The organism is Corynebacterium pseudogenitalium (genome assembly GCF_024453815.1).
Lineage (GTDB): Bacteria > Actinomycetota > Actinomycetes > Mycobacteriales > Mycobacteriaceae > Corynebacterium > Corynebacterium pseudogenitalium.
In genome coordinates this window covers 746,409-771,901 of record NZ_CP072934.1, presented here as the reverse complement: position 1 = coordinate 771,901, position 25,493 = coordinate 746,409, and the positions used below count along the sequence as shown (strand labels likewise).

Here is a 25,493-nt window from a genome sequence, read left to right as displayed (position 1 = left end):
ATTCGTCCACGTAGTGCCCATTTTCAGCCAAAAAGTCTGACTATTCCGCGCTGCGAGCTTCCTGAGCGAGGTCATATAATTCGCCCGATTTCACCCCGTGCTGCTTCGCGATAGTCTTCACTGCATCCTTCATCCGCATACCCCCGCTTACCAGCTCTAAGACGAGTTCCACAAGGTCTTCGGGCTCCGCTGTTGCGGCGTCACCGCCCTCGATGACAACGGTGACTTCTCCCCTCACTCCGTCCTTGGCCCACTCGGCGAGTTCACCAAGTGTCGCGCGCTTTACTTCTTCGTACGTTTTTGTCAGTTCGCGGCACACCGCTGCACGTCGATCGCGGCCGAGGACCGAAGCGGCGTCGGCAAGCGTCTGTGCCAGTCGGTGCGGTGATTCGAAGAAGCACACGGCGCGCGGTTGGTGCACAAGCTCCTTGAGCCAGGCTTCCCGCGCGCCTGCCTTGCGTGGAGCAAAGCCATCGAAGATGAAGTGCCCTACATGCAGGCCCGAGAGCGCAAGCGCCGTCGTGACAGCAGAGGGACCAGGCAGGCAAGTCACAGGGACTCCGGCGTCGTGTGCCGCTGCAACGAGTGAGAGGCCGGGGTCGGACACGATCGGCATGCCGGCGTCCGTCACCACGAGCACAACGCCATTGCGGGCAGCCGCGAGCAACTCGTCCCGCCGCTGCTCTTCGTTGTGGTCGAAGTTTGAGATGATCTTCCCACGCGGTTCCACCCCCAAGGCTGCCGCTAGCGCGCGGGTGCGCCGCGTATCCTCCGCCGCAATCACGTCTGCGTTCGCGAGTGCGTGCTGAAGCCGCTGCGAGGCGTCATCAATATTGCCGAGCGGCGTAGCGGCCAGCACTACCCCACGTGTTGGAAACTGGTGTTGCAACGTCGCTTGAGTGTCTGCACTATCCATGCAATAGATACTAGGTGCAGCTACAGATAATGCGGCGAACACAGTAGTATCCATTCACGTGAATACCAATGCGCCCATCAATACCGTCCAGAGTGAAGCGTCGCCAACGCCCGCGTTGATGAAGCCTGGCAGGCCCCAGCCGGGAGCACCAGTCAGTGTGCCATGGCATCGCAGGGACACCGTGACGCTGGCGGTACTGACGGTCCTCGCGCTGTTCACGCGCTTCCTCGGGCTGGTGCAGCCGACGTCTTCTGGCACCCCGGTCTTCGACGAGAAGCACTACGTGCCGCAGGGCTGGGACATGGTGCGCAGCTCCTTTAACCCAGTGCTGGGCGGCATCGAGTCCAACCCCGGCTATGGGCTGGTGGTGCACCCGCCGTTGGGCAAGCAGCTCCTCGCGCTTGGTGAAACCATCTTCGGCTACACCCCGATGGGTTGGCGCATCATGACGGCGCTCTTTGGTACCGCAGTCATCGTGTTCACGTTCCTGCTCGCTCGCCGCGTGAGCCAGTCGACGTCGATCGCAGCCATCGCAGGCGTCATCGCGCTTTTCGACGGCGTGCTGCTGGTCGCAGCCAAATTTGGCATGCTAGACATCTTCCAGGTGCTGTTCATCGTCGCCGCCGCGTGGACGCTCGCAGGTGACATGCGTCAGGTGCACCAGCGTTGGCACGACGCCTGGCTGTCAGGTGCTGTGCAGTCCTCGGGTCCGTACGGGCCGCGCCTCGGGTTCCGCTGGTGGCGTTTCGCAACCGGTGTGTTGCTCGGACTGGCACTCGGTGTGAAGTGGTCGGGGCTGTACTACATCGCGTTCTACGGCCTAATGTCTGCGTTTTGGGATCTGTGGCTGCGAAAGCGTTATGGCGTCGAGAAGCCACTGGCTGGCGCACTGGTGCGCGACGTGCCCTCTGCACTCGCCTCGATCGTGCTGTTGCCCGCACTCCTCTATATCTGGTCGTGGCGCGCATGGTTCGCCTCTGAGACTTCTGTGTACCGCCACTCCCTGGCGGACGGCACGATCGCAGGATCCGACTGGCCATGGCTGGCCAACCTGCCGGATGCCGCTGCTGGATGGCTGTACTACCACTTCTCCGTGCTTGAGTTCCACGGCTCCCTCACGAGCTCTAGCGGGCACTCGCACCCATGGGACTCCAAGCCGTGGGCGTGGCTCGTCGCAGCACGCCCGATCCTCTACTACTCCTCCACCGACATCGAGTGCGGCGACGGCAACACCTGCCGCGAAATGATTTCGCTGTTCGGCACCCCGGCGATCTGGTGGCTCACCATCCCCGCGTTGCTGTGGGCAGCGTGGGTCTGGATTACCCGACGCGACTTCCGCGTCATCGTGCCAGTCATCGGCTTCGCCGCAGGCTTCCTGCCGTGGCTTGCGGCGTTCGACCGTCAGATGTACTTCTTCTACGCCACCGCGCTCATTCCGTTTACCGCAGTGCTGCTCGCGCTGGCGCTCGGAAACATCGCGAAGAAAGGCACGCTACGGGAACCTAAGTGGCTGGTGAAGCTGACCGGCGCCCCGATTCGCACCGGCCAAATCACCGTGATTGTCTACCTCGCCGTTGTGGCGGCAAGCTTCGTCTACTGGGGTCCGATCCTGTACGGCCTTCGAGTCACCGACGGCTACTACGAGTCCCTCATGTGGTTCCCGAGCTGGAAATAGTTCGCTAGAGGCCGGTCGGGTCTGCGTTGAGCAAGTGCCACGCGCGGCGCATGGCCACGCCTTTGTCCGCGATCCACGTCCAGGCGAGCGCCAACAACGCGATTCCCGGAGCGATGACCGTCATCGGTGCCACTGCTCCGATACGCTGCACAGCATCAAGCACCGCAAACCCAAGGGTAAACGTGAACATCGTCCCCACGATCAACACGATGCCGGGAATCTGGGCCGGTTTCCAGGACGCGAGCCCCAACGACAAACCCACGCCGAAGCGGACCGCAACCCCCATCAGCGTGGCTGCGGCGACTTCGGGAGTCTGCGCCAACACCTCGCCCACACCGACGACCCCAACGATGGCCCACACAATCCAGCACACGGCAATCGCACACAGCGCGGCCCTGCCAATCATCACGTTGACTTGGCGGCGCTGCATCATCGCGTGCCACGGGTCGTTGACCCCGGCGAGGATCGCATCAGCGAGGTCGCTCGGAGGAGCCACATTGCCGTCAACCTCTGCAAAGCGCACCGTCTGCGACAAGGAAAGCGCCTGCTCCCAAAACGCGGCGCACTCCTCGCACTGCGCCAGGTGGGCATCCACGATGGCGTCGTCAAGCGATGGTTGCTCCCCGTCGAGCCGCGCGGACAGGCAGGCCTGAATCTCGTCATGGCTAATCACGTGTGAGCACCCCGTCCAAGCTTGCGCGCCCCGGCCCGAACACGATGACCACGAACAACGCCGCGGCGAGCACCATCGTGTACTCAATACCGCCATCGGCAACGAAGAAACCGTTGCTCAAATGCACGAAGTAGGTTGCCGCCAGCGCCAACAATGCAAGCACCGACGCGACGATCGTCGTCAGCAAGCCAATGACGAGGAACGCTCCCCCAACCAGCTCAACGAATCCCGCGAGGTACGCCGACAGCGTCGGCTGAGGCACCCCAATCGCCGCAAAGTCCTCCGCAGTGCGCCGCATTCCCAGCTCAAACCAGCGCTGGTACCCACGCGCAACAAACACGATCCCGAGCACCGCGCGGATGACTAAGAGCGCAAAATCTCGAACTGCTGGCCTGTTCATGCACACTAGAGTACTCAAGGAACCGAACCAGACAGAAAAACGTCAAACTACGTATGGATAAAGAAACGAAGCAACAATTCCCAATCATCGGCGACGACGGACTCAGCCGCCCACCCTGGGCCGCACACGATTCGCTCCTGCGCCACTACTACGACACCGAATGGGGCATGCCCATCCGCGACGAAGCCGGAATGTTCGAGCGCCTCTGCCTCGAGGGGTTCCAAGTCGGATTGTCGTGGAAGCTCATTCTGCAAAAGCGCGACGCCCTACGCGAAGCCTTCCACGGGTTCGACCCCGACGTCCTCGCACGGATGGACTCAATCGAGCACCTTCTTGACGACGCCTCCCTGATTCGCAATCGGCGCAAACTCCAGGCGGTGCTCACCAACGCGGCCGCCACCCGCGAGTTGCGGGAATCCGGCACGGATCTTGCAACCTCTATCTGGTCCTACCAGCCAGAAACCACACCTACACCCCGCACGATGGAGGAGGTTCCAACCCAGTCTGAGGAGTCACGCCGCCTCGCGCGCGACCTGAAGAAGCGTGGCTTCACCTTCGTCGGCCCCGTCACGATGTACGCGCTCATGGAATCGACCGGCATCATCGACACGAATCTGATCGGCACGCACCGGCGAGGAGCCTCCGGGGTGTGGAGCTAGTCGTCATCCATCTCTGCGAAGGCTTCCTCCACCGAGTCGTACTCCTCGCGGGACGCCTCCCAGACTTCCTTCGCAGCTGAGAAGTTCACCGCTGCGATGATGGCGCCAACGATGATGTCGAACCAGGCAGTGGACCACACGAACGTCAGCAACCCGGCCGCAATGATGAGCAGGTTCGCCAGTGCGTCGTTGCGCGCCGCCAGCCACGCCCCCGTCGCCAACGACGACCCCTGGTCCCGCAGCCTCAGCAGAATCACCGCGCACACGACATTCACCACGAGCGCACCAACCGCGACCCCCGTAAGGCCCTCCGGCGATGGCGGCTCCGGGTCCAGCACCTTCGCAACAACGGTCACCACCGCCGCGACCGCAGGAATCAGAATCAACGCCGCCAACACACTGCCCGCCGTACGACGCCGCGATGCCGGCCAAGCGACCGCGAAGAACACCAGGAAGTTAATCGCTGTATCCTCCAGGAAGTCCGCCGAGTCCGCAAACAACGACGCCGACCCAATCGAGACAGCCGCCACAAACTCAACGAAGAAGTACGCCAAGTTCAGCAGCGCAACCACCAGTACTGCTCGGCGGATCCGTTCTGTAGCCACGAGGTTCTCCTTTTCTTCGGCTGTCTTGCGTGTAGCACTCCTGTAGCACTCTAGCGACGTTGGTTGCTCTGTTCTAAACGTTCCTGAACGTTGGCTGGGCACCGCAATCCACTAGCCCAATCATGCGACCTGGGCTTTTGCCAGCCCGCTTGCCGAAAAACCCGGAATTTGGAGCCAGCACAAACACAACAAAACCCCAGGCCACCAACGACCTGGGGTTTTACGGAACTGTGGAGCTAAGGGGAATCGAACCCCTGACCTTCGCATTGCGAACGCGACGCTCTACCAACTGAGCTATAGCCCCTCGCTGGAGAAGACGTTACTCCTCTTCTCCGCTGATGCTAAATCGTCCGGTTACCCAGGCGATTTAGCTCGCCCGTGGGGCACGGTTGTCATCCTCGCCGTATGGGTAGTGGGGGGAATCCGTGTGGTCCTCGAAGATTGCGGAGGATGCTTCGGGGAGGTCGGTGAAGTCGGGGTGGGCGTCGTCAAGGTCGAGGGCTACGGATTCTCCGTATCGACGCGGCCACTCCTGCCTGGGGTGCGTCGAATCTGCAGTGGCGACGCCGAGGCGCGCGCGACGCAGCTGGCGCATGCGTCGGCGATGCAGCGCGCGCTCCTGACGGACGACGCTGCGCAGCACAACCATGAACCAGGCGGTCAGGGCGACGGAGGCCGCAGGCAGGATCCATGTCCAGCCGCCTGCCACGAACGCGATCACAAACGTAACCACGCAGGCGATGATGAGGCCCAGGAAGGTGCGCTGGCGGCGCATGAAGCGGTCTTCGCGTGCACGGCGTGCACGGTCTGGGTCCCAGCCGCCACGGCCACGGCGGGCCTCGGCGAACGCGAGATCTTCGTCGGTGACGGCGACCTCTTCATCTGAAACGTCCTGGTCGTCCTCGGTTTCCTCAGCAGTGAGCTCTTCGGCGTCCATCTCTGCCGTCACGCCAGTGTCGTATCCGAAGTCCGCTGCAGAGTAGTACGAGTCTGGAATGCTTTCGACCTCTGCTGTCGAGGCCTCCGAATTCTCCGCAGCCTCGAGCTCTACCGCATCGGCGTCGTCTGAAGCGTCGTCCACTACATCGACGGACTCAGTCTCAGCCTCAGCGGGCTCCGCTTCAACCGCCTCGTCCTCGACTGGCTCCGCTTCGATGACCTCTCCCTCAATAACGTTTGAGTCGGTATCTTCTTCGGAGACAGCGTCTTCTTGGTTCTTCGAGAAGAAGTTTCGGATAACCGCGCTGTCGTCGATGAGCACTTCGCTGGCAGCTGGCTCGTGTTCGACGGCTTCGACGAGTTCCACGTCCGCAGCGTCTTCGTCGTGCAGGTGCACGTCCGCGGCGGTCACGCGTGGGCGGCGACGAACCTCCATGGGTTCCGTACCACCGGTATGCAGGACCCTCGTCTCGTCGTACCCTTCGCCGGAGCGGCGAATTGGTTTGTTGTTGCCAAATACGAGTGGTGCCAGCACGATGACCCACACGACGATCATCAAGATAATGATCAAGCTCGGGCTACCCATACAGCGAAGCCACCTTCCTAAAACTACCCTCGAAACTGACCTTTAACGGTAGCGAGCAATCCGCTCTTCCGGCCCGAGCCACGCCGGGGCCGCGTCATCGAATTCGGCCGGAACGCCGCAGCCTGTCTACGGCCGTGGTCGGGTAGTCATCTTCGGTCATTGCGACGAAGTAGTGGTCGCGCCAGCGGCCGTCGATATGAATGTTTCCCCGCATGAATCCTTCTTCGCGGAAACCCACGGTCTGCAGGACGTGGCCGCTGGCCGGGTTGTCTGGAAGGTACGTCGCAGTCACGCGGTGCAGGCCCACCCGCGCAAAGGCGTGGTCAACGCCCAAGGCGCACGCGGCCGTCGCGACGCCGCGCCCTTGATACTGTCTGTGCACCCAGTAGCCGATCCAGCACTCGTCGACGGTTCCGCGCTGAATGCCGCCGAGGGTCAGTTGGCCGGCAAAGTGGCCGTCGACCTCTATCACCATCGGTACGACGGTGCCATCTGCAGCCATTTCTTTGAGCATCGTCCACTGCCCCGCCCAAGCGCTCTTGGTGTGAGCAGCTTCCCATGTGGAATGGATCGTTGGTTCTACCGGCTGCAACCACTGCTGGTCGAGCAGGCGGGTACGGCACCATTCCCCGCCATCCTGCAAGCGCAGGGGCCGCAACGTGACGGTTTCTCCACTCGGAAGTCTGACGAACGGGGTGCGTTCGGGCCAACCAGGTGTGGGTCCGTGCAGCCAAGTTCCAATCCTTCGCAGCAGGCCCAACGTCTATCCCCGCTGCTGGAGGAATTCGACGTCCACCACGTCGCCTGGGCGGATCTCCGCGGTGGACTCCGGCAGGCGAATCATGGCGTTGGCTTCCGCGAAGCCTGCGAAGAGGTGGGAGGTTTCGCCACCGGCACCGCCGAGGCCTTCGACTAAGTAGTCGCCGGTCTCCGTGTCCCGCATGAGGCGCGCGCGAATGTAACCACGCCGCCCCGGCTGCGAGGTAATTGCCCGCATCGAGCGTGCGCGAACCACCGGGCGCTGCCAAGACTGCTTGCCCAGCGCTTGGCGGATTGCCGGTCGCACGATGGTTTCGGCGATCACGAGCGCGGCCGTCGGATTGGACGGCAGCAAGAAGACCGGCACATGTTCCTCACCCAGCGTGCCGAAACCCTGGACGGACCCGGGGTGCATGGCCACTCGAGTGGTGTCGATTTCCCCGAGGTCATGCAGCACTTCTTGGAGTGTCTGCGCGCCTGAACCACCAACAGCGCCGGTGATCACGATCATCTCGCTGCGCCCAATGTAGCCAGCCAGGGTTTCCCGCATCTTCCGCGGCTCAGCGTTCATGATGCCGACACGGTGTACATCTGCACCCGCTTCCTCGGCGGCAGCGGAAACGACGTAGGAGGCGACGTCGATAACTTGGCCCAAGCCTGGCTCTCGTTCGATGTCAACGAGTTCCATGCCGAAACTCAGCACGGTGACCCTCGGCCGGGGATACACCAGTACTTTTGTGCGCCCAGCAGCGGCTAGCAGCCCAATTTGTGCAGGTCCGAGGACCGTGCGGGGGCGCACTGCGATGTCGCCTGGCTGGATATCAGCCCCCGGCTTGCGTACGAACTCGCCACTTGCAACTGGGCGTTGCGGCGTAACCCGCTTGGTGCCCCGGTCGCTCCATTCCAGTGGCAACACGGCGTCGGCAAGTGTAGGAAGCGGGGCACCTGTTGCAACCCGCACCGCTTGGCGTGGCTGCAGGCGCAACGGCTTCTGGGAACCGGCGGGAACCTCCCCCACCACAGGTAGAGCACGATCGGCGTTGGTGCGTGGGCGCGAATCGCGCTCCGGCTCGCCGTCTTCTTCCGCCTGGCGCGGCTTCACCCGCAGGCCTGCGGATCCCCCGACGTCGACCGCGCGGACGGCGTAGCCGTCGATGGCTGCTTGCGAAAAGCCGGGCAACGCGCGTGTCGCTACGACTTCCTCGGCGCACATCAGCCCCAGCGCGTCGTCGATCCCCACTCGGATCGGCTCGGGGGTCCGGATTGCGTCGCCAATTATGGCAAGCTGCTCATCAACACCGCGCATCAGCCACGCCTCTTTCTACGCCTTCGTTAGCGTTGTTCATCACCCGTGAGTTCGGGGTGTTCGGCCTCAAAGTCGTTCATGATCTGCTTGAGTGCCGTGTACAGTGCAGGTCCGTACTTCGGGTCGTGCAAACCAAAGTCCACATTAGCGGGAATGTAGCCGCCCGGGTTGCCCAAATCGTGGCGCTTGCCGTGGTGCACCACGATGTGCACTGGATGACCTTCCTGGATCATCAGCTCGATCGCATCGGTCAGTTGCAGCTCCCCGCCCTTGCCCGGCGTGATGCGACGCAGCGCATCAAAAATTGCCCGGTCAAGCAGGTAGCGTCCGGTGGCCACGAGCGTCGACGGCGCGTCTTCCACGGCCGGCTTTTCCACCATGCCCTTCACGCGCTTGACCTCGACGCCCTCAATAGTCTCGTCGACGTCTTCGACATCAAACACGCCGTAGTTAAAGACTTCCTCCGGCGTCACGTTGAACGCACACAGCACGGAGCCGCCGAGCTTCTCGCGGGTGCGCACCATTTTCTCCATCACGCCGGTGGGAAGCACAAGGTCATCTGGCAGCATGACGGCGACAACGTCCTCGTTTTCGTCGAGGGCAGATTCCGCGCAGCTCACCGCGTGGCCAAGGCCCAACGGCTTCTCCTGCGTCACGGCGACTGCATTAATAAGGTCCGCGGCGCGGGCGACCTTCTTCACCTGGTCGTCTTTCCCGCGCGCCGCGAGGGTCTCGCGCAGCAGCTCGAACTCGCCGAAGTGGCGCATGATTTCTTCTTTTGCCGGAGCTGTCACGATCACCAATCGGCGAGCGCCGAGCTCTGCCGCTTCCTCGGCAATCAGCTCGATACCGGGTGTATCCACCACGGGCAGGAGTTCCTTAGGAACAGTCTTCGTAGCTGGCAAAAACCGTGTACCCATGCCAGCTGCCGGCACCACGACGGTCTTCACGCCACGCGACGCAGGCTGCTGGGAGGTTTCTTCATTAGACTTCCGCATAAAGATCTACTTTACCTCTGTATGGCCCGACTATCGTTTCCGACTCGTGAGGAGGCTCCCCCACTTGCACACCAAGCAAACTATCCGCGAAGCACACACTACTTTTCGACGCCACCTCGCCAGCAAACCAGACGAAAAGCGTCAACGCGACGCCAGCATCCTCCAGCACACGCTCAAGGCTCTCGATCACTTCGGCGCCGTGGGCAGTGAAATCAGCGCCTACCACCCGCTGCGCACGGAACCCGCTGCCGCTGACTACCCGCTGCAGCTCGCCCAACACGCAAGAACGGTGTGGCTGCCGATTTCGCTTCCTGGCGGTGTGCTGCAATGGGCCGCGTGCACCGAAGAACAGCAGCCGGGCGCGCTTGGCATCGCGGAGCCAGTCGGTTCCCGGTTCTCCAGCGAGGTGCTCAAAGGTTGCGCTGCGCTGGTGATCCCGGCGCTCGCTGTGGACCGACGCGGGCAACGTTTGGGCAAGGGCGCCGGCTATTACGACCGGGCGCTTGAGCAGGTCCGCGACCACCGCATCCCTATTGTTGCGGTGGTGTTTGACGAAGAAGTCGTCGACACGCTGCCAGCGCAACCTCACGATGTGCCCGTCGATGCAATCGTGACAGACCGCGGATTTTTCCCACTCTAGGGAACCTTCCGGGCCACACCCGCGTCTAAAGACGCATGAAGCCCGCCTCATTCCTTCGCGACCTCCGAATGCCCGGCTACCACCGCACCGTCACAGTGCGCCGCACGATCGCCGTCGTGTTACTGCTGGTAGCAGGCGCAAGCATACTTTTCGACGCCCGCTCCGCCGACCCACCCGCTGTTGTCTTCGCCCGCGACGTTGAGGCCGGCACAGTGCTCACCACGGCGGACGTGGAGCTTCGCAGGCTGCCGCCCTCTGTTGTTCCCGCGAACGCCTTGGGCAGCACAGACCTCGCCGTCGGACAGGTCCTCGCGGCTGGCGCATCCGCGAACGAAGTAGTTACCAACACCCGTCTTGTCGGACCGGACCTTAAAGCTTCGCTGATCGAAAGCGATGACGACCCGCACGACTTCACCATGGTTCCGGTCACGCTCGCGGAACCGGAACTCATCCCGATGCTGCATCACGGCGCCGGCGTAGACGTGGTCGCGCCAGGCCCGCGAGTTATTGCGCGTGGCGGAAGGGTGGTCACGACGAACGAGGAGGGGTCAATCCTGGTACTGCTGCGCAGTGTCGATGCAGCCAACGTTGCGGCCGCATCACTGACGGACCCGTTAACAGTTGTATTGACCACACGATAGTTTGTTGCCTATAGTTTTTAGGTCCAAATCCAAACCTTACAAAGGAGACCCTAATGCTTGAGGGCTTTAAGAACTTTATTCTGCGCGGCAACGTTATTGACCTCGCAGTCGGTGTTGTTATTGGTGCTGCGTTCACCGCAGTTGTTACCGCTTTCTCCGACAACATCATCAACCCGCTGATCGCTTCCGTCGGTGGCGCTGATTACTCCGGCCTTGGCTTCCACATCATTTCCGGCAACGACGCAACTTTCCTCGACTTCGGCGCGCTGATCACTGCAGCGATTAACTTCCTGCTGATCGCGGCAGTCGTCTACTTCGTGATCGTCGCTCCGATGAACAAGCTCGACGAGATGCAGAAGCATAAGCGCGGCATCCAGCCAGACGCCCCGGCTCCGACCGAGACCGAGCTGCTCACCGAAATCCGCGACCTGCTCTCCGAGAAGCCCGCGCAGCAGTAGTACTGCTATTCTCCGTAATGGGGTGGTCGCTCGTACTCATAAAAGGCTTTGCCTGTGAGTTCTGGCTCGCCGTCGCCGTCGATATCGACGCTGCGCCCGGCATCATAGCCCGTCCGCCCAGAAGCCGCGTCACCAAATAGTTGCGTGCGTTCAGGACTACGGTCGTACTCTGCTTCCGACCGTCGCTCCACGCGCCTCCGCTGGTGGCGCGGCTTTTTCATGCTCGCCATCGTTCCTGATTACGCCTGTACGGAGTAGGTATTCAGCTCGCCGATCAGGTGCTGGACTAGTGGTGCGATCGTCGATACGCCGTCGCGTATCGCTTGGCGGCTTGCGGCGAGGTTTACCACGACGGTCGAACCAGAGACGCCACACACACCGCGCGACGTGCAGGCATCCACCGCTCCACACGCCTGGCCCGACGAACGAACCGCCTGCGCTACACCGGGCACGTTCTTGTCGATCACGGCCTTCGTCGCCTCTGGCGCCGTATCACGTGGCCCGACGCCAGTGCCACCGACGGTCAGCACCAGGTCAACCCCACCAACGACACCGGTTTCGATCGCTTTGCGGATCTCCGCCTCGCTCGAATTGACGTGCACCACCGCGTCAACGGTAAACCCGAACTCGCTGAGCAACTCGACGAGCATGTCACCCGTGGTATCCCCTTCTGAGCTGTATCGGCGGTCCCCAACCAGCACTGCGATGGCCGCAGGAGGCGTCGGAGTCTGCTCGGCGAGCTCTGCGGCCTTCAGCGATGCTTCGTCGGGCTCCCCAACCGTGTCAAGCAATACTTCTGTCGTTGGCATGCCAGGTCTCCTGTCGTGTCGTTGCGAAATCGCACAGTTTCATTTTCGTTGTTTGCTTCAAAACTTACCCGTTGCTCAGGGTTACATCTACGGAATGAGGAGCTTCTTCTCCCTCCCGCAAGACTTCAAGCTGAACGACCTGCCCGAAGTCCTTCGACCGCGTCGCCGCAATCAACGCATCCGCTGAGTCAATCAGCCGACCGTCCAGCTTGGTAATCACATCACCTTCTCGGATACCGGCCTTTTCTGCTGGACTACCAGGCTCAACTCCGGCGACCACGGCGCCGTCGATACGAGTGCCGCGAATCGAAACGCGGACGCCCAACATCGGCTGCGACGCCTTGCCGGTTTCAATGAGCTGCTGCGCGACACGCTTGGCAAAATTCGACGGAATCGCGAACCCGAGACCAATCGAGCCCGACGACTGCTCGCCACCAAAGCCGCCCGCCGAGAGCGAAGCAATAGCCGAGTTCATCCCGATCAGGTGCCCCTGCATATCCACGAGCGGACCACCCGAGTTACCAGGGTTAATCGCAGCGTCTGTCTGCAGCCCGTCCATCAACGAGCTCTCCCCACCGCCCTGGGCCGCACGCACCGGGCGGTTCTTCGCCGAGATGATGCCACTGGTTACCGTCGCCGAGAGCCCAAGTGGAGAACCAACTGCGACAACCTGCTGGCCAACCTTCAGCTCGTCCGAGTTGCCGAAGTCAAGCACAGGGAGATTTTCGACGCCATCAACCTTCAGCACGCCAATATCAGTGTTGACGTCCGACGCTACAAACGTAGCCGAGTGCTTCGAGCCGTCGTTGAACACCACCTGAATCTCGGACCGTTCGGTCGCCGCAGCGCCGATCACGTGGTGGTTCGTCAAAATGTAGCCGTCGGAGGAAATAATCGACCCCGACCCTTCCGCGATACCATTCGGCGTCGCCACAGTGATGGATACAACCGAAGGCAGCACTGCGGCCGCAACCTGCTCAACGGAGCCATCAGGCGCAGTCTCTGGCGATGCGAGGCTCGGGTTCTCAAGTGCGTTGTAGTGCTGCTGTTCGCCGTTATCGTTCGCAGCGACGACTGCGTACCCGGCGCCGGCGCCGGCCAACAGCGAAAGCACTACGGAGCACGCCACTGTAGCCGCCCCCAGCCCACGCCGCTGCTTTTGCTGCGGTGCAGACTGCACGAATGCGGTTTCCGGGAAGGCCTCCTGTGGATAGGAGGCCTCGTACGGGTTTTGTTGTGGCGTATTTGATTGTGGTGAATACGGGTTCGTCATGTGCAGTAGTATGCACGACGCCACTGTGGTAGCACTAAAAAGTAAACTCGTTCTCTCGCAATGTTTCCTGAATGTTCACTGTGTTAGCTGAGCTGGGATTTGTTCGGCAATCGCGGAATTTCGATGCTTTCTTCTTCCAGATAAAAATCCTCATCAGCATCCGGAGCCTTCCCCGGGAAGACCACACGGAAGCGCGCCCCGTGGTCATCCGACTCCTCCACGAAGATCCGGGCACCATGCCGGTCCATCACCTGCTTGACGATCGCAAGCCCCAAGCCCGAACCCGGCATCGAACGCGACTCTGCCGAACGGTAGAAGCGCTCAAAAACCCGCTCGCGCTCCTCCGGAGCAATGCCCGGGCCGGAATCGTCGACAACCAACACTGCGTACTTCTTCGCTGCCTTCAACGAAATCCTTACCGTTCCGCCTTCTGGCGACCACTTGGCCGCGTTGTCGATCAGGTTTAGCGGAGCGCGGCCCATCGCGAACCGATCACCCATAATCAGCCACGGGTCAGCGTTGAACTGGAACGTAACGTCAGGCCGACGACGCTCAACACGGCGCACGGCCTCCTCCAGGATCACATCCAGGCGGATCTCCTCAAACTCAACGTTCGAGGAATCCTCCCGCGCGAGATCCACCAGGTCTCCGATAAGCGTCGACATTTCTGTCATCTGCGCCAGCACATCCCGCTCAAGATCGGCGCGGTCCTCCGCACTAATCTGATCCTGTCGATCAGCGGAGTACATCATCATGAGCAGCTCAATGTTGGTGCGCATGGAAGTCAGCGGCGTTTTCAGCTCGTGGCCGGCGTCGGCAACAAGCTGTGCCTGCCTGGTGCGCGAATCCTGCAGCGAAGCCATCATGTCATTAAACGCGTTCGTAATACGCGCCATCTCATCATGGCCCTGCACCGGAAGCGGCTTCAGCTCCTTCGTCCTGGTCACTTCCTTCAGCGCAAGGTGCAATTTACGCAGCGGGCGCATACCGGAACTCGAAACCAGGAACGCCACCAGCGTCGACACTATCCAGCCCAAGCTGAGCAGCACCAACAGCGCCGCGGCAATACTGCGCTGCAGCTGACGCGTCGGGTCGACCGCCTTCGACAGGGCCACGACTGTTCCATCATCCAGCCTTGTAACCAGCACACGGTTACCGTGCAGGGTGCGTGCGGAGACGTCCGCTCCGTAGTTCATTCGAGCAAAGTCCCCACCCACGGGAATTTCATCTCCCACGAACCGGTTCGACTCCGCGCGTGAAGCCGTGGCGAGGATGTGAGGGTTGCGGCGTCGAAAAGTCTCGACCTCAGCCGCCAGCTCCTCATCGCTGGACATTTCCTGCGAGTCGTACGCGAGCATCGCGCCCTGCGTGCGCAGATCGTTGTCCATCATGCCGATAATCGACGTCGACGACGCCCAGTAGCTCACCGATGCCGTGACCAAAATCGTAAGGGCCACGAGCACGCCTGTCAGCACCGCAAGCTGCTGGCGAAGCGTCATCTCCGACCCGAGGTACGCACCACGAATATAGGTATCGAACAGGATCGTCGGCAGGTTCGGACGCGGGGGTTCCAGATCCTGCTCGGCTGCCGACACTTGGCGATCCACCCCCTCAAGGGACATGCCCGTAGTGCGCTCAAAGTGATCCGCCGACTGGCGCAAAATCACAGTGCAGTCTCCCGAAGCACGTAGCCAACCCCACGGACCGTATGGATCAGGCGAGGCTCCCCGCCCGCCTCAGTTTTCTTACGGAGGTACCCGATGTAGACCTCCAAGGCGTTGCCGGACGTCGGGAAGTCGTATCCCCACACCTCTTCAAGAATCTGCTGGCGCGACAGCACCTTGCGTGGGTTCTCAATCAAAACGAGAAGGAGCGCGAACTCGGTACGGGTCAAGGAAATAGCGCGGTCGCCGCGGAAGACGTCGCGGGTATCGGTCTCTACAGACAAGTCCTCAAACTCGTACTTTGTTTTCGGAGCAGACTGCGACTGGATGGCGTCTGCCTGAGCGCGGCGCAGCAGCGAGCGTACGCGTGCCAACAGCTCCTCAAGCGCGAAAGGCTTCGGCAGGTAGTCATCAGCGCCGGCATCCAAGCCCGCTACACGGTCCGCGACTCCATCTCGCGCTGTCAGCATCAACACAGGACGGTCGTAACCCGAGGAGCGCAATGTGCGGCACACGTCGAGCCCATCGATCTTCGGCATCATCACGTCCAGAATCGTCAGATCGGGCTGTTCGTCACGGATGACATCGAGCGCCTCCTCGCCGTCGGAAGCAAGCAGTACATCATACCCGTTGAAGCGAAGGGAACGCCGCAGGGATTCACGAACGGCTTGCTCATCATCGGCAACAAGAATCTTCATACGCCCATTATTGCCTATCTGAGAGACTTTTAACACCGGACTGTCAGATACATGAAAAAGCCGGGCCCGTTGGGCCCGGCGAACGCTTATAGTAAGGCGCTTTTAGAACTGCTCGACGTCAATCAAGCCAGCCTGTGCAGCCTTGAGCAGGCGACGTGGGATACGTACTTCCTGGCCGTCAACCTTCGCGGTGATCAGCGGCGCATTGTCAGCCTTCCACTGCGAACGACGCATACGGGTGTTCGCGCGGGACTTCTTAAACTTAGGGGTTGCCATTGTTGTTTCTCCTTACGCCCTATTTTGCGGTCTTCTTCTTGCGGCGAGCCATACCGCCGAAGCGCTGGTTGAACTTCTCAACGCGGCCAGCGGTGTCCATGAGACGCTGTGCGCCGGTCCAGAACGGGTGGGACTCAGCGGTCACATCAACGACGATGAGCGGGTACTCGTTGCCGTCTTCCCAGGTATCGGTGCGGTCGGAGGTCTTGGTGGAGCGCGTCAGGAACTTATGGCCCGTGTTCGCGTCCTGGAAGATTACCGGGTGGTAATCCGGATGGATATCCTTTTTCATATGTGAGTTCGTCTCCCTCAGGATTGATACTTCAGGTCGGTTCCCCGCTTGGGGATCGTGCCTGAGTTGGGTGCGAATGATTCATGTCCGCCCAGCTGTTCACTGGACAACTTTGCACATACTACAGGGTGAATCCGGTTTTACATAATCAAGTTCCACCAACGCCACCGACAAACAACCGGTAGGTGTGCGAAATAGAATTATGCATTTCCTTGCTGGACGTGTATTGTTGACTCTCGCTGTTGTCGAAGTACACGTATACGCCTACGTCAACCGATTACTCAGATACTTTGTCGCGGACCCTCACTCCGCATTTCCGTATCTAACTTTTCAGTGATCAGTGCGTGGGCGGCAGAAGAGAAAGAAGTCAACCCATGTCGGCACATTGCCAGGTCACGGGACGGAAGCCACAGTTCGGCAAGACCGTCTCCCACTCGCACCGCCGCCACTCGCGTCGTTGGAACCCCAACGTACAGAAGCGCCGGTTCTACCTGCCCTCCGAGGGCCGTACCATCACTCTGACCGTTTCCACGAAGGGTCTGAAGGTCATCGACCGCGACGGAATTGAGTCCGTCGTCGCTAAGATCCGTGCACGAGGTGAGAAGATCTAATGGCACGCAACGATATTCGCCCGATCATCAAGCTGAAGAGCACTGCGGGCACAGGTTTCACCTATGTAACCCGTAAGAACAAGCGCAACAACCCAGATCGCATCTCCCTAAAGAAGTACGATCCGGTTGTTCGCAAGCACGTCGAATTCCGCGAGGAGCGATAAGTTATGGCTAAAAAGTCCAAGATCGCCAAGAACGAAAAGCGCAAGGAGATCGTCGCTCGCTACGCTGAGCGTCGTAACGAGCTGAAGGCAATCATCCGCAACCCGGAGACCTCTGACGAGGACCGTCTGGACGCTCAGTTTGAGCTGAACCGCCAGCCTCGCGACGCCTCCCCTGTTCGCGTGCGCAACCGCGACTCCCGCGATGGTCGCCCACGTGGTTACCTCCGTAAGTTCGGTATTTCCCGTGTCCGTATGCGCGAGATGGCTCACCGCGGTGAGCTGCCTGGCGTCCGTAAGTCTTCGTGGTAAGGAGGATGACCAATGAAGCGCAATAATAACCATCGCAAGGCGCGCATGGAGCAGTCCCGCCGCCCGAAGAAGAACCCGTTGAAGGCCAAGGGCATCGAGAAGGTCGACTACAAGGACCTCGACACCCTTCGTCTGTTCATCTCTGATCGTCACAAGATCCGTTCCCGCCGTGTTACCGGTCTTTCCCCACAGCAGCAGCGTGAAGTTGCTACTGCGGTGAAGAACGCACGCGAGATGGCTCTTCTGCCGTTCACCAGCCGCTAAAGTTCGGTTGACGATAACAGCGTAGAGTCTTTCGACGAACTCCCGCCCCTGGCCTCCAGGCGCGGGAGTTTTTTCATGCCCTGTTGAAGCTGACGCACGACACGACAAAAGGCCCCCACGACCGTGGGGGCCTTCAGTATGTCTCGGGTTAGGCGATACTAGTGCGCAAAGTGGCGCGTACCGGTCACGTACATTGCGACGCCAGCGTCTTCTGCGGCCTTAATGACTTCCTCGTCGCGGATGGAACCACCAGGCTGCACGACGGCACGCACTCCGGCGTCCGCGAGGATCTGGAATCCATCTGCGAATGGGAAGAACGCGTCGGAGGCGGCGACGGCACCGTTGGTACGGTTGCGGCCTTCGTCGAGCGAGTTAGCGCGGTCGACGGCCAGCTTCGCCGAATCGACGCGGTTGACCTGCCCCATGCCGATGCCGACGGTAGCGCCGTCGTGCGCAACGAGGATTGCGTTCGACTTCACGCAGCGTACTGCACGCCACGCGAACACGAGGTCCGACATGGTTGCGTCGTCGACGGCTTCGCCTGCCACTAGCTTCCAGTTTTCTGGGTTATCGCCCTCGGCCTGGAACGCGTCGCGCTCCTGGAGAAGGAAGCCGCCGGAAATCTGCTTGATCTCTTCGGTGTCTTGGCCTGGCTCCACTTCGAGGATGCGAAGGTTCTTCTTGGTCTGCAGCAGCTCGAGTGCATCCGGCGCGTAGGAAGGCGCGATGATGACCTCGGTAAAGATTGGCTTGACCTGCTCGGCAAGCTCGAGCGTGACCTCGCGGTTCGTTGCAATGACGCCGCCGTACGCAGATACAGGATCGCAGGCGTGCGCCTTTCGGTGCGCGTCAGCGATGGACACCCCAGATACTGCGACGCCACACGGGTTGGCGTGCTTGATGATTGCGACGCACGGTTCTTCGTGGTCCCAGGCTGCGCGCCACGCGGCGTCGGCATCCTGGTAGTTGTTGTAGCTCATTTCCTTGCCGCCGTACTGAGTGGCGTCGGCTAGGCCCCAGCCCTCGTTGATGACGCTTGCCGCCTGGTGCGGGTTCTCACCGTAGCGCAGCGCACCGTCCTCGTCGTCGCCGAGCTGCTCCGCAAACCAGTCTGCAACGGCGGCGTCGTACTCTGCGGTGTGCGCGAACGCCGCAGCCGCCAGTTCGCGGCGCTGCTCGAGGGTGAATCCACCCTGCTCAACTGCTTCTTGCGCCAGCTGGTACTGGTCCGGGGAGGTCAGGATCGCCACTGATGGGTGGTTCTTCGCTGCTGCGCGGACCATGGAAGGACCGCCGATGTCGATCTGCTCGACGCATTCATCGAACTCCGCGCCGGACGCAACCGTTTCCTCGAATGGGTACAGGTTGACCACAACGAGCTCGAACGGTGCAACTCCGAGTTCCTCGAGCTGTTGCTTGTGGCTGTCCTTGCGGAGGTCTGCCAGGATGCCTGCGTGCACGTGTGGATGCAGCGTCTTCACGCGGCCTTCAAGTACCTCTGGAAATCCGGTGACTTCCGATACTTCGGTGACGGGCACACCGCTTGCGGCGATCTTTTTAGCAGTCGAACCAGTAGAGACAATTTCCACACCGGCCGAGTGGAGCGCCTTGGCAAGCGGCTCAAGATCGGTCTTGTCGTACACGCTCACGAGCGCTCGACGAATAGGTGTGCGTTCGTTGTTCATTCGAAAGTGACCTTTCCTTCATGTATCGAAGCAGTAGCTAGTAGCTCAGTAACCTGACGGCGCTCTTCTTGCTTAATCCGTTCGTGCAGCGAGGACTCCGTATCCCCTGGCTGCACCAGCACGGGGCGCTGCGCAATGATGCGGCCTGTGTCCATCCCGTCGTCGACAAAGTGGACGGTGCAGCCGGTGACCTTGACGCCGTAAGCGAGGGCGTCGCGCACCGCGTGCGCTCCTGGGAAAGCAGGCAAGAGCGAAGGGTGAGTGTTAATTGTTTTACCTTCGTAGACATCCAAGAATGGGCGCCCCAAAATGCGCATAAACCCTGCGGAAACAACAAGGTCCGGGCTGCAACTAGAGACGGTTTCCGCAAGGTGGGCATTCCACGCGTCACGGTCCTTTTCCATTTCCACGATTGCAGTCGGGATGCCTGCGTTCTTCGCCCTCTCGACTGCCGGACACACTTGGTCCGCAACAACTAGGTCAACACGGTATGCACAAGGGTGGGCGTCCTGGTAGTCCATAATCGCCCGCAAGAGCGTTCCAGTACCAGAAACAAGGACGGCCACAGATAAAGCTTTATCAGCACTCACGGTTCATCAGTGTAGTCATTCTTCTTCCGCGTGTGAGCGGTTCAAGAAAGTTCGCACAAAGCGCACAAGCCACACCAATCCGCCCACGCCGACGGTCCATATAAAGAGGAAAAGCACTGCGGAAGCTAGGTCAGCGCCAACGACGCCGTACGCCCCCGCGTGCCCACGCGCGAGTAGGAGGCAGACGGCGAACATCGCTGCACTCCACGAGCCAATGGCGGCGACTTCTACCATCGTTGACGTCCGCCGCACGAAGAACGCGCACAGGATGGTCACGGGCACGGCGAGGAGGACGGCTGCCCACGGCGCGACTGTCGCAGGGATTGCCGCGAAGAGTGGGAACGGGGGTAAGGGGACGGAGAGGACGTCAAAAAGCGACACTTCCCCACTGCCGACGTGGAAGGATCCGCCGAGAAGCACTGCGAGCGTGCCCACGACAGCATTCGGAAGGTACAAGATGCTCAGGAGGAGCAGCATGATGGCGCTCCCCCACCCGGAGTTGGGGTATGCCGCGTAGGCTTCGCCAATGCTCTGGTAGCGCGCGGCGAGCACGAGGAGCAGCACAAGTCCGCACCCCGCGCATAGAAAGAGGAGAAGCAGGCTCGCAGCGCGGGCCGTATCGACGGCCACCACCGGCACACGGACCGTGGTGGCGAGGGCCTGCCAGAGCACATGCCGAATGCCAAAGAGGAAGCCGATGAGATGGATGCAAGGCGGTAGCACTAGCGCTTGCCATGCGGGTGGTGGTTCTATCGCGAAGACTGCGGAGGCGTCAGTCACCATGAACAGCGCCATCGCGCTTGCAAGCAGCGGCAGCACAATCACCAGGCCAGCGATCACCGCGAGATCCAAGATGCTGACCTGCTTCGCGGTTGCGGCACGTACTCGCCACGCCATGAGGGCGGCGATCCCAATGGCTGGAAGCAGCGGCACCTGAGACAAGTACACGCCGTCGATCGTGAGGGATACTCCGTGAAGGGCAAACCATGTTTGCCCGATTGCGGCGGGCAGGTACGCAGTCTTCCATCCACCAATCAGGAGCGTCGCGGCGCAGACTGCAACGATGCCAAGGATGACATCGAGCGTCGGGATACCTATATAAGGGAGGTACGTCCGAATACGCGTCTTCCAGGTGCGCTCCTCCGGCGGAACGGTGTCGGCATCAGGCTTTCTTTTCGACGCCCACTTCGCACCGCGCCGTGCATTACTCAGGAAACCGCGACCGCTGCCCCGCGAGGAGCGGTCCACCGGTGATGATTGAGGTCTTGTTTTCTTCGACATTGCGCCTTATATTGCCATTGGTTGACCGTTTTCTGCCGTTCGACACTACCGCATTCCACTCACTGCCTGGCGTTTTAGGCGATGTAACGTAATACGCAAAGAAAACGATTAAGAAATACTCAGGTTATAGCTTGCCTTAGCGCATTCGATTCATTACAGTTACCTCTCGTAGATAACAGGAAGGTTACAAACGTTACAGTTCTGTAACCAACGGGAAGTCTAAAGAGGGTCCATGCTCCACTCAACGAAATCAGCTGGCAAGCACCGCAAGCAGTCCCCTAACAAGGGTCGCGTCGCAATGGTTGCCGTTGCCACTGGCGCCGTCTCCACCGCCGGACTCTCTGGCGCTGCCGCAGCTGCGCTTCAGGGCGATGGCACCCAGCAAGCTGACAGCTACACCCTCGCCGCAGACACCGACCAGCTCACGGCACTGACCGATGAGGCTGCTCCACAGATCCTCGCTATCGCGGAATACAAGCCGGTTGAGAACCTTGCGGATCAGCTCGTGAAGGCAGTCGCACATTCCGAGGAGGTCGCACGCGCCGATGAAGCCGCTCGCGCACCGCTGGTTGTGAAGCCAGCTGAGGGCGTGTTCACCTCCGGATTTGGCCCTCGCTGGGGTTCCTTCCACTCTGGCGTCGACATCGCCAACGTGAATGGCACGCCAATCCTGGCAGTCATGGACGGCACGGTCATCGACTCCGGCCCGGCACAGGGCTACGGCAACTGGATCCGCATCCGCCACGAGGACGGTTCCGTCTCCGTATATGGCCACATGGATTCCCTCTACGCTTCCGTCGGTCAGGTTGTGCACGCTGGCGAACTGATCGCCGGTATGGGTAGCCAGGGCTTCTCCACCGGCTCACACCTGCACTTCGAGATCCACCCAGATGGCAACACTCCTGTTGACCCGGCGACGTGGCTCGCAGAGCGTGGCATTCAGCTCTAAAACCAAAACTTCAGACCGCTGTGGCTCATATATGAGTCACGGCGGTTTTTTCTTTTTCGACACACCAGCCGGGGGTACCGTCACCTACCCCCGCCATAAACCACATTGGCACCATTGTTCCCATCTGTCACATTCGTCACGGGCGCCCAGCCAGCGAGTTTGCGGTTGTTCTAGAAGCATTCGAACATACTTTTCCCTCCCTACCTGCGGTTACGCATTGCTAAGCCCACGGGAGGTGACTAAGTTTTTTCGCTGTATGTGGCTGCAGCGTGGCCACCCGGATTTTTTAGAAAAGGTTGCTTCTCCGTATGAATCGCACAGTACTTTCGGCACTTGCCGTCGCGACTGCGTCCATGCTCACTCTCACCGCTTCCCCTGCGAACGCTGTAGGTCTCACGCTGAACGGCGCTCCGATTGACCACAATCAGGCCGTGAAGGCTGTTGCGCAAGCAGCAGACACGATTCTGGATAGCGGTGCAACCCTGCGCGTCGGAGAGTACTCACTCGTGTACGACCCGCGCGTCATTCAGGAAAACCTCGGTCTCTCCTTCCAGCAGGAAGGCGCGAACGGTGGCGTCCGCTACCAGCGTGGCCGCACCGCCGATGGCCGCACGGTCGTCACCCCGGCAACGGGGACGTTTACGTCCGGATTCGGCCCACGCTGGGGCACAGTCCACCAGGGAATCGACATCGCGAACAACCTCGGCTCCCCGATCTACGCCGTGATGGATGGCACCGTCATCAACGCCGGCCCGGCCCAGGGCTTCGGCAACTGGGTCGTGATCAAGCACGACGGCGGCGAGGTCTCCGTTTACGGCCACATGGCGGTCTACAACGTCAGCGTCGGCCAACGCGTGACGGCCGGCCAGCAGATCGCGCAGATCGGCAACGAAGGCTTCTCCACCGGGCCGCACCTCCACTTCGAGATCCACCCAGATGGCGTGACACCAGTAGACCCTGTGCCGTGGTTCGCGCAGGCAGGTATCCGCATCCAGTAGTTAGAGCTTCTCCATCGGGACGCCGCCGATCAGCATCAGGCGGACTGTCCCGGAGGAACCAAAGTCAATCGTCACGGTTTCTCGCACTCCCGCACCATCAACGGCCAGTACGGTACCCAGCCCGTATTTTGCATGGTTGACCCGGTCCCCGACCGCCAGCTGCAGGTCCTTGTTCACCTTGGTCCTGCTGCTACCGCCGCGCGACTGCGACCGCCCAAACCCGTTGCTGCGGCTCCGGCCACCAGTTGACCACGGTGAATGCGAAGAGCCCGAAGAATACGTGGGCTCCTCACGCTTCCAATCGATGAGTTCCTGCGGAATCTCCCCAAGGAACCGGCTCGCCGGGTTTGTCACCGGGCTCCCCCATGAGGACCGCACCATCGCGCGCGTCAGGTAAAGGCGCTTGCGCGCACGGGTGATGCCGACATACGCCAGGCGACGCTCTTCGGCGAGCTCCGCCGGATCCCCCAAGGCGCGCAGGTGCGGGAACTGCCCGTCTTCCCACCCAGTCACAAACACGACAGGGAACTCAAGACCCTTTGCGGTGTGCAGCGTCATCAACGTGACTACGCCCTGATCGTTCTCAGGAAGCTGATCGGCGTCAGCGACGAGCGCCACCTTCTCCAGGAAGGCTTGCAGGGTTCCTGGCAGCGGTTCGCCCTCGTCGAAGATCTCCGAAATTTCCTCGTCGCTCAGGTATGCCAGCTGCAGTGCAGACTCCGAGGAATACTCGCGCGCGACGGACACCAACTCATTCAGGTTGTCCAAGCGCGTCGCGTCCTGTGGGTCGTTCGACTGCTCCAACTGCGCTTTGTACCCGGTGACGTCCAGAATCGTGGAGACCAGCTCCCCGAGGTCACTGTTGCCAGCCTCTTCTCGCTGGTCCGCTGCCATTTCCTCGCGCAATTCATCCATCATGGTGACAAAACCATTGATGGCATTCTTCGCGCGCGTACCCAGTGCGTCAATGCCGCCGTCGGCCGCCACCCGCAACGCTTGGCCGAAGCTCACCGAGTAGGTCTGCGCGTACAGCGCCACCGTGGACTGCGCCTTGTCCCCGATGGCACGCTTTGGCTCGTTAATAATCCTGCGCAGGCTGACCGTATCGTCCGGGTTTTCTAGCGCCTTGAGGTAGGCCACGATATCGCGAACCTCTTTGCGCTCATAGAAGCGCGTGCCGCCTACCACCTTGTACGGGATCCCGGTGCGAATGAAGATGTCTTCCAACGCACGCGAAGCGTTGTTGGTGCGGTACATGATCGCGATGTCGGAGTAGGGCACTCCACTGTCTGTGAGCCGGTCGATCTCGCCAGCGATAAACCGGGCCTCGTCGTGCTCGTTGTCCGCGACGTAGCCGACGATCTGGTCGCCAGTGCCGTGGTCCGTCCACAGCTTCTTCGGGCGCCGCCCGGTGTTCTGGGAAATCACCGCGTTGGCAGCGTCCAAGATGGTTTGCGTCGAGCGGTAGTTCTGCTCCAGCACGATGGTGGTTGCGTCGGGGTAGTCGCGCTCAAACTCCTCGATGTTGCGGATCGTCGCGCCACGGAACGCGTAAATCGACTGGTCGGAGTCGCCAACTACGGCAAGCTCAGAAGCCTCAGGCCCCTTGCCCACCAGGGTGTGGATGAGTTCGTACTGCGCATGGTTCGTGTCCTGGTACTCGTCCACGAGTACGTGGCGGAAGCGGCGTCGATAATAATCCGCAACCTGCGGGTGCTCCTTAAAAATCCGCACGACCTCCCCGATGAGGTCGTCGAAGTCGACAGCGTTTGCCGAGCGCAGGCGGCGCTGGTACTCAGCAAACACCTTGGCAACAGTGGAGTCGAATGGGTTGTGGGTGCGCTGCGCGTCATCGGCCGCCTGCTGCTCGTCGATGAGCTCGTTCTTGAGGTTCGAGATCGCGTTCGCGAGCACCCGGGGTGAAAACTTCTTCAGGTCGAGATTGTTCTCTTTAGCAATCATCGAGAGCAGCCGGCGGGAATCGTCGGCATCATAGATACTGAAGTTCGTGTTCAGCCCAGGAACGAGCTGGGCCTGCTGGCGGAGGATCCGCACACAAATCGAGTGAAAGGTTGCCACCCACATCCGCTCGGTCTGCGGCCCGATCAGCGCCTCGACGCGCTCTTTCATCTCCGCGGCGGCCTTGTTGGTAAATGTGATCGCCAGGACCTGCCAGGGTGCGACACCGCGCTCCTGTAACAAGAAAGCGATGCGCCTGGTCAGCACTGCGGTTTTGCCGGACCCAGCGCCCGCGACAATTAGAAGAGGCGAGCCGCTGTGGCGCACGGCGGCTTCCTGTTGGGGGTTGAGTCCTAGCGTCAGATCATTCATGTCACACACCCTAACTCACACCCCGGACACAACCGCTGGAGCAG

The 25,493-nt window shown here is 61.0% G+C and carries 30 protein-coding genes and 1 tRNA gene; 11 read left to right on the top strand and 20 right to left on the bottom strand.

What is annotated here, in order from left to right:
- Nucleotides 1-40: 40 nt before the first annotated feature.
- Nucleotides 41-916 (bottom strand): 16S rRNA (cytidine(1402)-2'-O)-methyltransferase, encoded by an 876-nt coding sequence (gene rsmI, locus KBP54_RS03735; RefSeq protein WP_070362812.1) that lies wholly within the window; start codon nucleotides 914-916, stop codon nucleotides 41-43.
- Nucleotides 917-1,034: 118 nt separating this feature from the next.
- Here rsmI and KBP54_RS03730 point away from each other — a divergent pair, with 118 nt between their 5' ends.
- A complete protein-coding gene (locus tag KBP54_RS03730; protein WP_070363554.1) occupies nucleotides 1,035-2,591 on the top strand; it encodes a dolichyl-phosphate-mannose--protein mannosyltransferase in 1,557 nt (518 codons plus the stop codon).
- Nucleotides 2,592-2,595: 4 nt separating this feature from the next.
- On the opposite strand, the gene KBP54_RS03725 is transcribed toward KBP54_RS03730, so the two are convergent.
- Complete coding sequence (locus KBP54_RS03725; protein WP_070362813.1) at nucleotides 2,596-3,264, bottom strand: zf-HC2 domain-containing protein; 669 nt, start codon at nucleotides 3,262-3,264, stop codon at nucleotides 2,596-2,598.
- Nucleotides 3,257-3,664 carry a DoxX family protein gene (locus KBP54_RS03720; protein ID WP_070362814.1) on the bottom strand — a complete coding sequence of 136 codons (408 nt, stop codon included), beginning with the start codon at nucleotides 3,662-3,664 and terminating at the stop codon, nucleotides 3,257-3,259. The genes KBP54_RS03725 and KBP54_RS03720 overlap by 8 nt, the downstream gene beginning before the upstream one ends.
- 53 nt (nucleotides 3,665-3,717) lie before the next feature.
- Here KBP54_RS03720 and KBP54_RS03715 point away from each other — a divergent pair, with 53 nt between their 5' ends.
- Nucleotides 3,718-4,323, top strand: coding sequence for a DNA-3-methyladenine glycosylase I (locus tag KBP54_RS03715; protein ID WP_070362815.1), 606 nt, complete (start codon nucleotides 3,718-3,720; stop codon nucleotides 4,321-4,323).
- Here the strand turns inward: KBP54_RS03715 and KBP54_RS03710 are convergent.
- The 6 genes from KBP54_RS03710 to KBP54_RS03685 form a co-directional block, all read right to left on the bottom strand.
- Nucleotides 4,320-4,928 (bottom strand): cation efflux transmembrane domain-containing protein, encoded by a 609-nt coding sequence (locus tag KBP54_RS03710; RefSeq protein WP_070362816.1) that lies wholly within the window; start codon nucleotides 4,926-4,928, stop codon nucleotides 4,320-4,322. The genes KBP54_RS03715 and KBP54_RS03710 overlap by 4 nt on opposite strands.
- Nucleotides 4,929-5,159: 231 nt before the next feature.
- Nucleotides 5,160-5,232, bottom strand: a tRNA-Ala gene (locus tag KBP54_RS03705).
- Nucleotides 5,233-5,295: 63 nt separating this feature from the next.
- Nucleotides 5,296-6,453 carry a divisome protein SepX/GlpR gene (sepX, locus tag KBP54_RS03700; protein WP_070362817.1) on the bottom strand — a complete coding sequence of 386 codons (1,158 nt, stop codon included), beginning with the start codon at nucleotides 6,451-6,453 and terminating at the stop codon, nucleotides 5,296-5,298.
- Nucleotides 6,454-6,547: 94 nt separating this feature from the next.
- Nucleotides 6,548-7,111, bottom strand: coding sequence for a GNAT family N-acetyltransferase (locus KBP54_RS03695; RefSeq protein WP_336296787.1), 564 nt, complete (start codon nucleotides 7,109-7,111; stop codon nucleotides 6,548-6,550).
- 105 nt (nucleotides 7,112-7,216) lie between these two features.
- A complete protein-coding gene (gene glp, locus KBP54_RS03690; protein ID WP_070362818.1) occupies nucleotides 7,217-8,518 on the bottom strand; it encodes a molybdotransferase-like divisome protein Glp in 1,302 nt (433 codons plus the stop codon).
- Nucleotides 8,519-8,544: 26 nt separating this feature from the next.
- A complete protein-coding gene (locus KBP54_RS03685; RefSeq protein WP_070362819.1) occupies nucleotides 8,545-9,516 on the bottom strand; it encodes a UTP--glucose-1-phosphate uridylyltransferase in 972 nt (323 codons plus the stop codon).
- A 64-nt stretch (nucleotides 9,517-9,580) separates the two neighbouring features.
- Between KBP54_RS03685 and KBP54_RS03680 the strand changes: the two genes are divergently transcribed.
- From KBP54_RS03680 to mscL, 3 genes are read left to right on the top strand one after another with little or no spacing between them, the layout of a single operon-like run.
- The gene (locus KBP54_RS03680) at nucleotides 9,581-10,156 is read left to right on the top strand and encodes a 5-formyltetrahydrofolate cyclo-ligase (protein WP_070976122.1); all 576 of its coding nucleotides are present in this window, start codon (nucleotides 9,581-9,583) and stop codon (nucleotides 10,154-10,156) included.
- A gap of 35 nt (nucleotides 10,157-10,191) precedes the next feature.
- Nucleotides 10,192-10,797 carry an SAF domain-containing protein gene (locus KBP54_RS03675; RefSeq protein WP_070362821.1) on the top strand — a complete coding sequence of 202 codons (606 nt, stop codon included), beginning with the start codon at nucleotides 10,192-10,194 and terminating at the stop codon, nucleotides 10,795-10,797.
- Between the two features lie 53 nt (nucleotides 10,798-10,850).
- On the top strand, nucleotides 10,851-11,255 hold the full coding sequence (gene mscL, locus KBP54_RS03670) for a large-conductance mechanosensitive channel protein MscL (protein ID WP_070362822.1): 405 nt from the start codon (nucleotides 10,851-10,853) through the stop codon (nucleotides 11,253-11,255).
- A gap of 5 nt (nucleotides 11,256-11,260) precedes the next feature.
- On the opposite strand, the gene KBP54_RS03665 is transcribed toward mscL, so the two are convergent.
- The 7 genes from KBP54_RS03665 to KBP54_RS03635 form a co-directional block, all read right to left on the bottom strand.
- On the bottom strand, nucleotides 11,261-11,446 hold the full coding sequence (locus KBP54_RS03665) for a hypothetical protein (RefSeq protein WP_141742264.1): 186 nt from the start codon (nucleotides 11,444-11,446) through the stop codon (nucleotides 11,261-11,263).
- Between the two features lie 48 nt (nucleotides 11,447-11,494).
- Nucleotides 11,495-12,064: a MogA/MoaB family molybdenum cofactor biosynthesis protein gene (locus KBP54_RS03660; protein ID WP_070362823.1), complete on the bottom strand. Its 570-nt coding sequence runs from the start codon at nucleotides 12,062-12,064 to the stop codon at nucleotides 11,495-11,497.
- A gap of 64 nt (nucleotides 12,065-12,128) precedes the next feature.
- Nucleotides 12,129-13,337 (bottom strand): S1C family serine protease, encoded by a 1,209-nt coding sequence (locus KBP54_RS03655; protein ID WP_084028602.1) that lies wholly within the window; start codon nucleotides 13,335-13,337, stop codon nucleotides 12,129-12,131.
- Between the two features lie 83 nt (nucleotides 13,338-13,420).
- A complete protein-coding gene (locus KBP54_RS03650) occupies nucleotides 13,421-15,004 on the bottom strand; it encodes a HAMP domain-containing sensor histidine kinase (RefSeq protein ID WP_070362824.1) in 1,584 nt (527 codons plus the stop codon).
- On the bottom strand, nucleotides 15,001-15,699 hold the full coding sequence (locus KBP54_RS03645) for a response regulator transcription factor (protein WP_070362825.1): 699 nt from the start codon (nucleotides 15,697-15,699) through the stop codon (nucleotides 15,001-15,003). The genes KBP54_RS03650 and KBP54_RS03645 overlap by 4 nt, the downstream gene beginning before the upstream one ends.
- 102 nt (nucleotides 15,700-15,801) lie before the next feature.
- Nucleotides 15,802-15,975, bottom strand: a complete 174-nt coding sequence (gene rpmF, locus KBP54_RS03640; RefSeq protein WP_070362826.1) for a 50S ribosomal protein L32 — start codon at nucleotides 15,973-15,975, stop codon at nucleotides 15,802-15,804.
- Nucleotides 15,976-15,994: 19 nt separating this feature from the next.
- Nucleotides 15,995-16,267, bottom strand: a complete 273-nt coding sequence (locus KBP54_RS03635; RefSeq protein WP_038589209.1) for a type B 50S ribosomal protein L31 — start codon at nucleotides 16,265-16,267, stop codon at nucleotides 15,995-15,997.
- Between the two features lie 374 nt (nucleotides 16,268-16,641).
- On the opposite strand from KBP54_RS03635, the gene rpmB reads away from it, so the two are divergent.
- The 4 genes from rpmB to rpsR are packed head-to-tail and all read left to right on the top strand — an operon-like array spanning nucleotide 16,642 to nucleotide 17,615.
- On the top strand, nucleotides 16,642-16,878 hold the full coding sequence (rpmB, locus tag KBP54_RS03630; RefSeq protein WP_070362827.1) for a 50S ribosomal protein L28: 237 nt from the start codon (nucleotides 16,642-16,644) through the stop codon (nucleotides 16,876-16,878).
- A complete protein-coding gene (gene rpmG / locus KBP54_RS03625) occupies nucleotides 16,878-17,042 on the top strand; it encodes a 50S ribosomal protein L33 (RefSeq protein ID WP_070362828.1) in 165 nt (54 codons plus the stop codon). Before rpmB ends, rpmG begins: the two co-directional genes overlap by 1 nt.
- Before the next feature lie 3 nt (nucleotides 17,043-17,045).
- Nucleotides 17,046-17,351 (top strand): 30S ribosomal protein S14, encoded by a 306-nt coding sequence (gene rpsN / locus KBP54_RS03620; RefSeq protein WP_070362829.1) that lies wholly within the window; start codon nucleotides 17,046-17,048, stop codon nucleotides 17,349-17,351.
- A gap of 12 nt (nucleotides 17,352-17,363) precedes the next feature.
- Entirely contained in the window at nucleotides 17,364-17,615 is a 252-nt protein-coding gene (gene rpsR, locus KBP54_RS03615; protein ID WP_070362830.1) for a 30S ribosomal protein S18, read from the top strand.
- A 158-nt stretch (nucleotides 17,616-17,773) separates the two neighbouring features.
- On the opposite strand, the gene purH is transcribed toward rpsR, so the two are convergent.
- From purH to KBP54_RS03600, 3 genes are read right to left on the bottom strand one after another with little or no spacing between them, the layout of a single operon-like run.
- Nucleotides 17,774-19,300, bottom strand: coding sequence for a bifunctional phosphoribosylaminoimidazolecarboxamide formyltransferase/IMP cyclohydrolase (gene purH, locus KBP54_RS03610; protein WP_070362831.1), 1,527 nt, complete (start codon nucleotides 19,298-19,300; stop codon nucleotides 17,774-17,776).
- Nucleotides 19,297-19,890 carry a phosphoribosylglycinamide formyltransferase gene (gene purN / locus KBP54_RS03605; RefSeq protein WP_070362832.1) on the bottom strand — a complete coding sequence of 198 codons (594 nt, stop codon included), beginning with the start codon at nucleotides 19,888-19,890 and terminating at the stop codon, nucleotides 19,297-19,299. Before purN ends, purH begins: the two co-directional genes overlap by 4 nt.
- Nucleotides 19,891-19,905: 15 nt before the next feature.
- Nucleotides 19,906-21,171 (bottom strand): cell division protein PerM, encoded by a 1,266-nt coding sequence (locus KBP54_RS03600; protein ID WP_256006355.1) that lies wholly within the window; start codon nucleotides 21,169-21,171, stop codon nucleotides 19,906-19,908.
- Nucleotides 21,172-21,403: 232 nt separating this feature from the next.
- On the opposite strand from KBP54_RS03600, the gene KBP54_RS03595 reads away from it, so the two are divergent.
- Both KBP54_RS03595 and KBP54_RS03590 read left to right on the top strand, forming a co-directional pair.
- The gene (locus KBP54_RS03595) at nucleotides 21,404-22,120 is read left to right on the top strand and encodes a M23 family metallopeptidase (protein WP_256006353.1); all 717 of its coding nucleotides are present in this window, start codon (nucleotides 21,404-21,406) and stop codon (nucleotides 22,118-22,120) included.
- A 308-nt stretch (nucleotides 22,121-22,428) separates the two neighbouring features.
- Entirely contained in the window at nucleotides 22,429-23,118 is a 690-nt protein-coding gene (locus KBP54_RS03590) for a M23 family metallopeptidase (RefSeq protein ID WP_070362835.1), read from the top strand.
- Here KBP54_RS03590 and pcrA read toward each other — a convergent pair whose 3' ends face one another.
- Nucleotides 23,119-25,449, bottom strand: a complete 2,331-nt coding sequence (pcrA, locus tag KBP54_RS03585) for a DNA helicase PcrA (protein WP_256006350.1) — start codon at nucleotides 25,447-25,449, stop codon at nucleotides 23,119-23,121.
- Nucleotides 25,450-25,493 lie beyond the last annotated feature (44 nt).

Coding starts and splice junctions, on each gene's coding strand:
- rsmI (WP_070362812.1), bottom strand. CDS start 916: ATGGATAGTGCAGACACTCAAGCGACGTTGCAACACCAGTTTCCAACA.
- rpsR (WP_070362830.1), top strand. CDS start 17,364: ATGAAGCGCAATAATAACCATCGCAAGGCGCGCATGGAGCAGTCCCGC.
- KBP54_RS03685 (WP_070362819.1), bottom strand. CDS start 9,516: ATGCGGAAGTCTAATGAAGAAACCTCCCAGCAGCCTGCGTCGCGTGGC.
- rpmG (WP_070362828.1), top strand. CDS start 16,878: ATGGCACGCAACGATATTCGCCCGATCATCAAGCTGAAGAGCACTGCG.
- KBP54_RS03600 (WP_256006355.1), bottom strand. CDS start 21,171: ATGTCGAAGAAAACAAGACCTCAATCATCACCGGTGGACCGCTCCTCG.
- KBP54_RS03675 (WP_070362821.1), top strand. CDS start 10,192: ATGAAGCCCGCCTCATTCCTTCGCGACCTCCGAATGCCCGGCTACCAC.
- KBP54_RS03660 (WP_070362823.1), bottom strand. CDS start 12,064: ATGCCAACGACAGAAGTATTGCTTGACACGGTTGGGGAGCCCGACGAA.
- rpsN (WP_070362829.1), top strand. CDS start 17,046: ATGGCTAAAAAGTCCAAGATCGCCAAGAACGAAAAGCGCAAGGAGATC.
- KBP54_RS03715 (WP_070362815.1), top strand. CDS start 3,718: ATGGATAAAGAAACGAAGCAACAATTCCCAATCATCGGCGACGACGGA.
- KBP54_RS03655 (WP_084028602.1), bottom strand. CDS start 13,337: ATGACGAACCCGTATTCACCACAATCAAATACGCCACAACAAAACCCG.
- KBP54_RS03730 (WP_070363554.1), top strand. CDS start 1,035: ATGAAGCCTGGCAGGCCCCAGCCGGGAGCACCAGTCAGTGTGCCATGG.
- glp (WP_070362818.1), bottom strand. CDS start 8,518: ATGCGCGGTGTTGATGAGCAGCTTGCCATAATTGGCGACGCAATCCGG.
- KBP54_RS03635 (WP_038589209.1), bottom strand. CDS start 16,267: ATGAAAAAGGATATCCATCCGGATTACCACCCGGTAATCTTCCAGGAC.
- KBP54_RS03595 (WP_256006353.1), top strand. CDS start 21,404: ATGCTCCACTCAACGAAATCAGCTGGCAAGCACCGCAAGCAGTCCCCT.
- KBP54_RS03720 (WP_070362814.1), bottom strand. CDS start 3,664: ATGAACAGGCCAGCAGTTCGAGATTTTGCGCTCTTAGTCATCCGCGCG.
- pcrA (WP_256006350.1), bottom strand. CDS start 25,449: ATGAATGATCTGACGCTAGGACTCAACCCCCAACAGGAAGCCGCCGTG.
- KBP54_RS03645 (WP_070362825.1), bottom strand. CDS start 15,699: ATGAAGATTCTTGTTGCCGATGATGAGCAAGCCGTTCGTGAATCCCTG.
- mscL (WP_070362822.1), top strand. CDS start 10,851: ATGCTTGAGGGCTTTAAGAACTTTATTCTGCGCGGCAACGTTATTGAC.
- purH (WP_070362831.1), bottom strand. CDS start 19,300: ATGAACAACGAACGCACACCTATTCGTCGAGCGCTCGTGAGCGTGTAC.
- KBP54_RS03590 (WP_070362835.1), top strand. CDS start 22,429: ATGAATCGCACAGTACTTTCGGCACTTGCCGTCGCGACTGCGTCCATG.
- sepX (WP_070362817.1), bottom strand. CDS start 6,453: ATGGGTAGCCCGAGCTTGATCATTATCTTGATGATCGTCGTGTGGGTC.
- rpmF (WP_070362826.1), bottom strand. CDS start 15,975: ATGGCAACCCCTAAGTTTAAGAAGTCCCGCGCGAACACCCGTATGCGT.
- rpmB (WP_070362827.1), top strand. CDS start 16,642: ATGTCGGCACATTGCCAGGTCACGGGACGGAAGCCACAGTTCGGCAAG.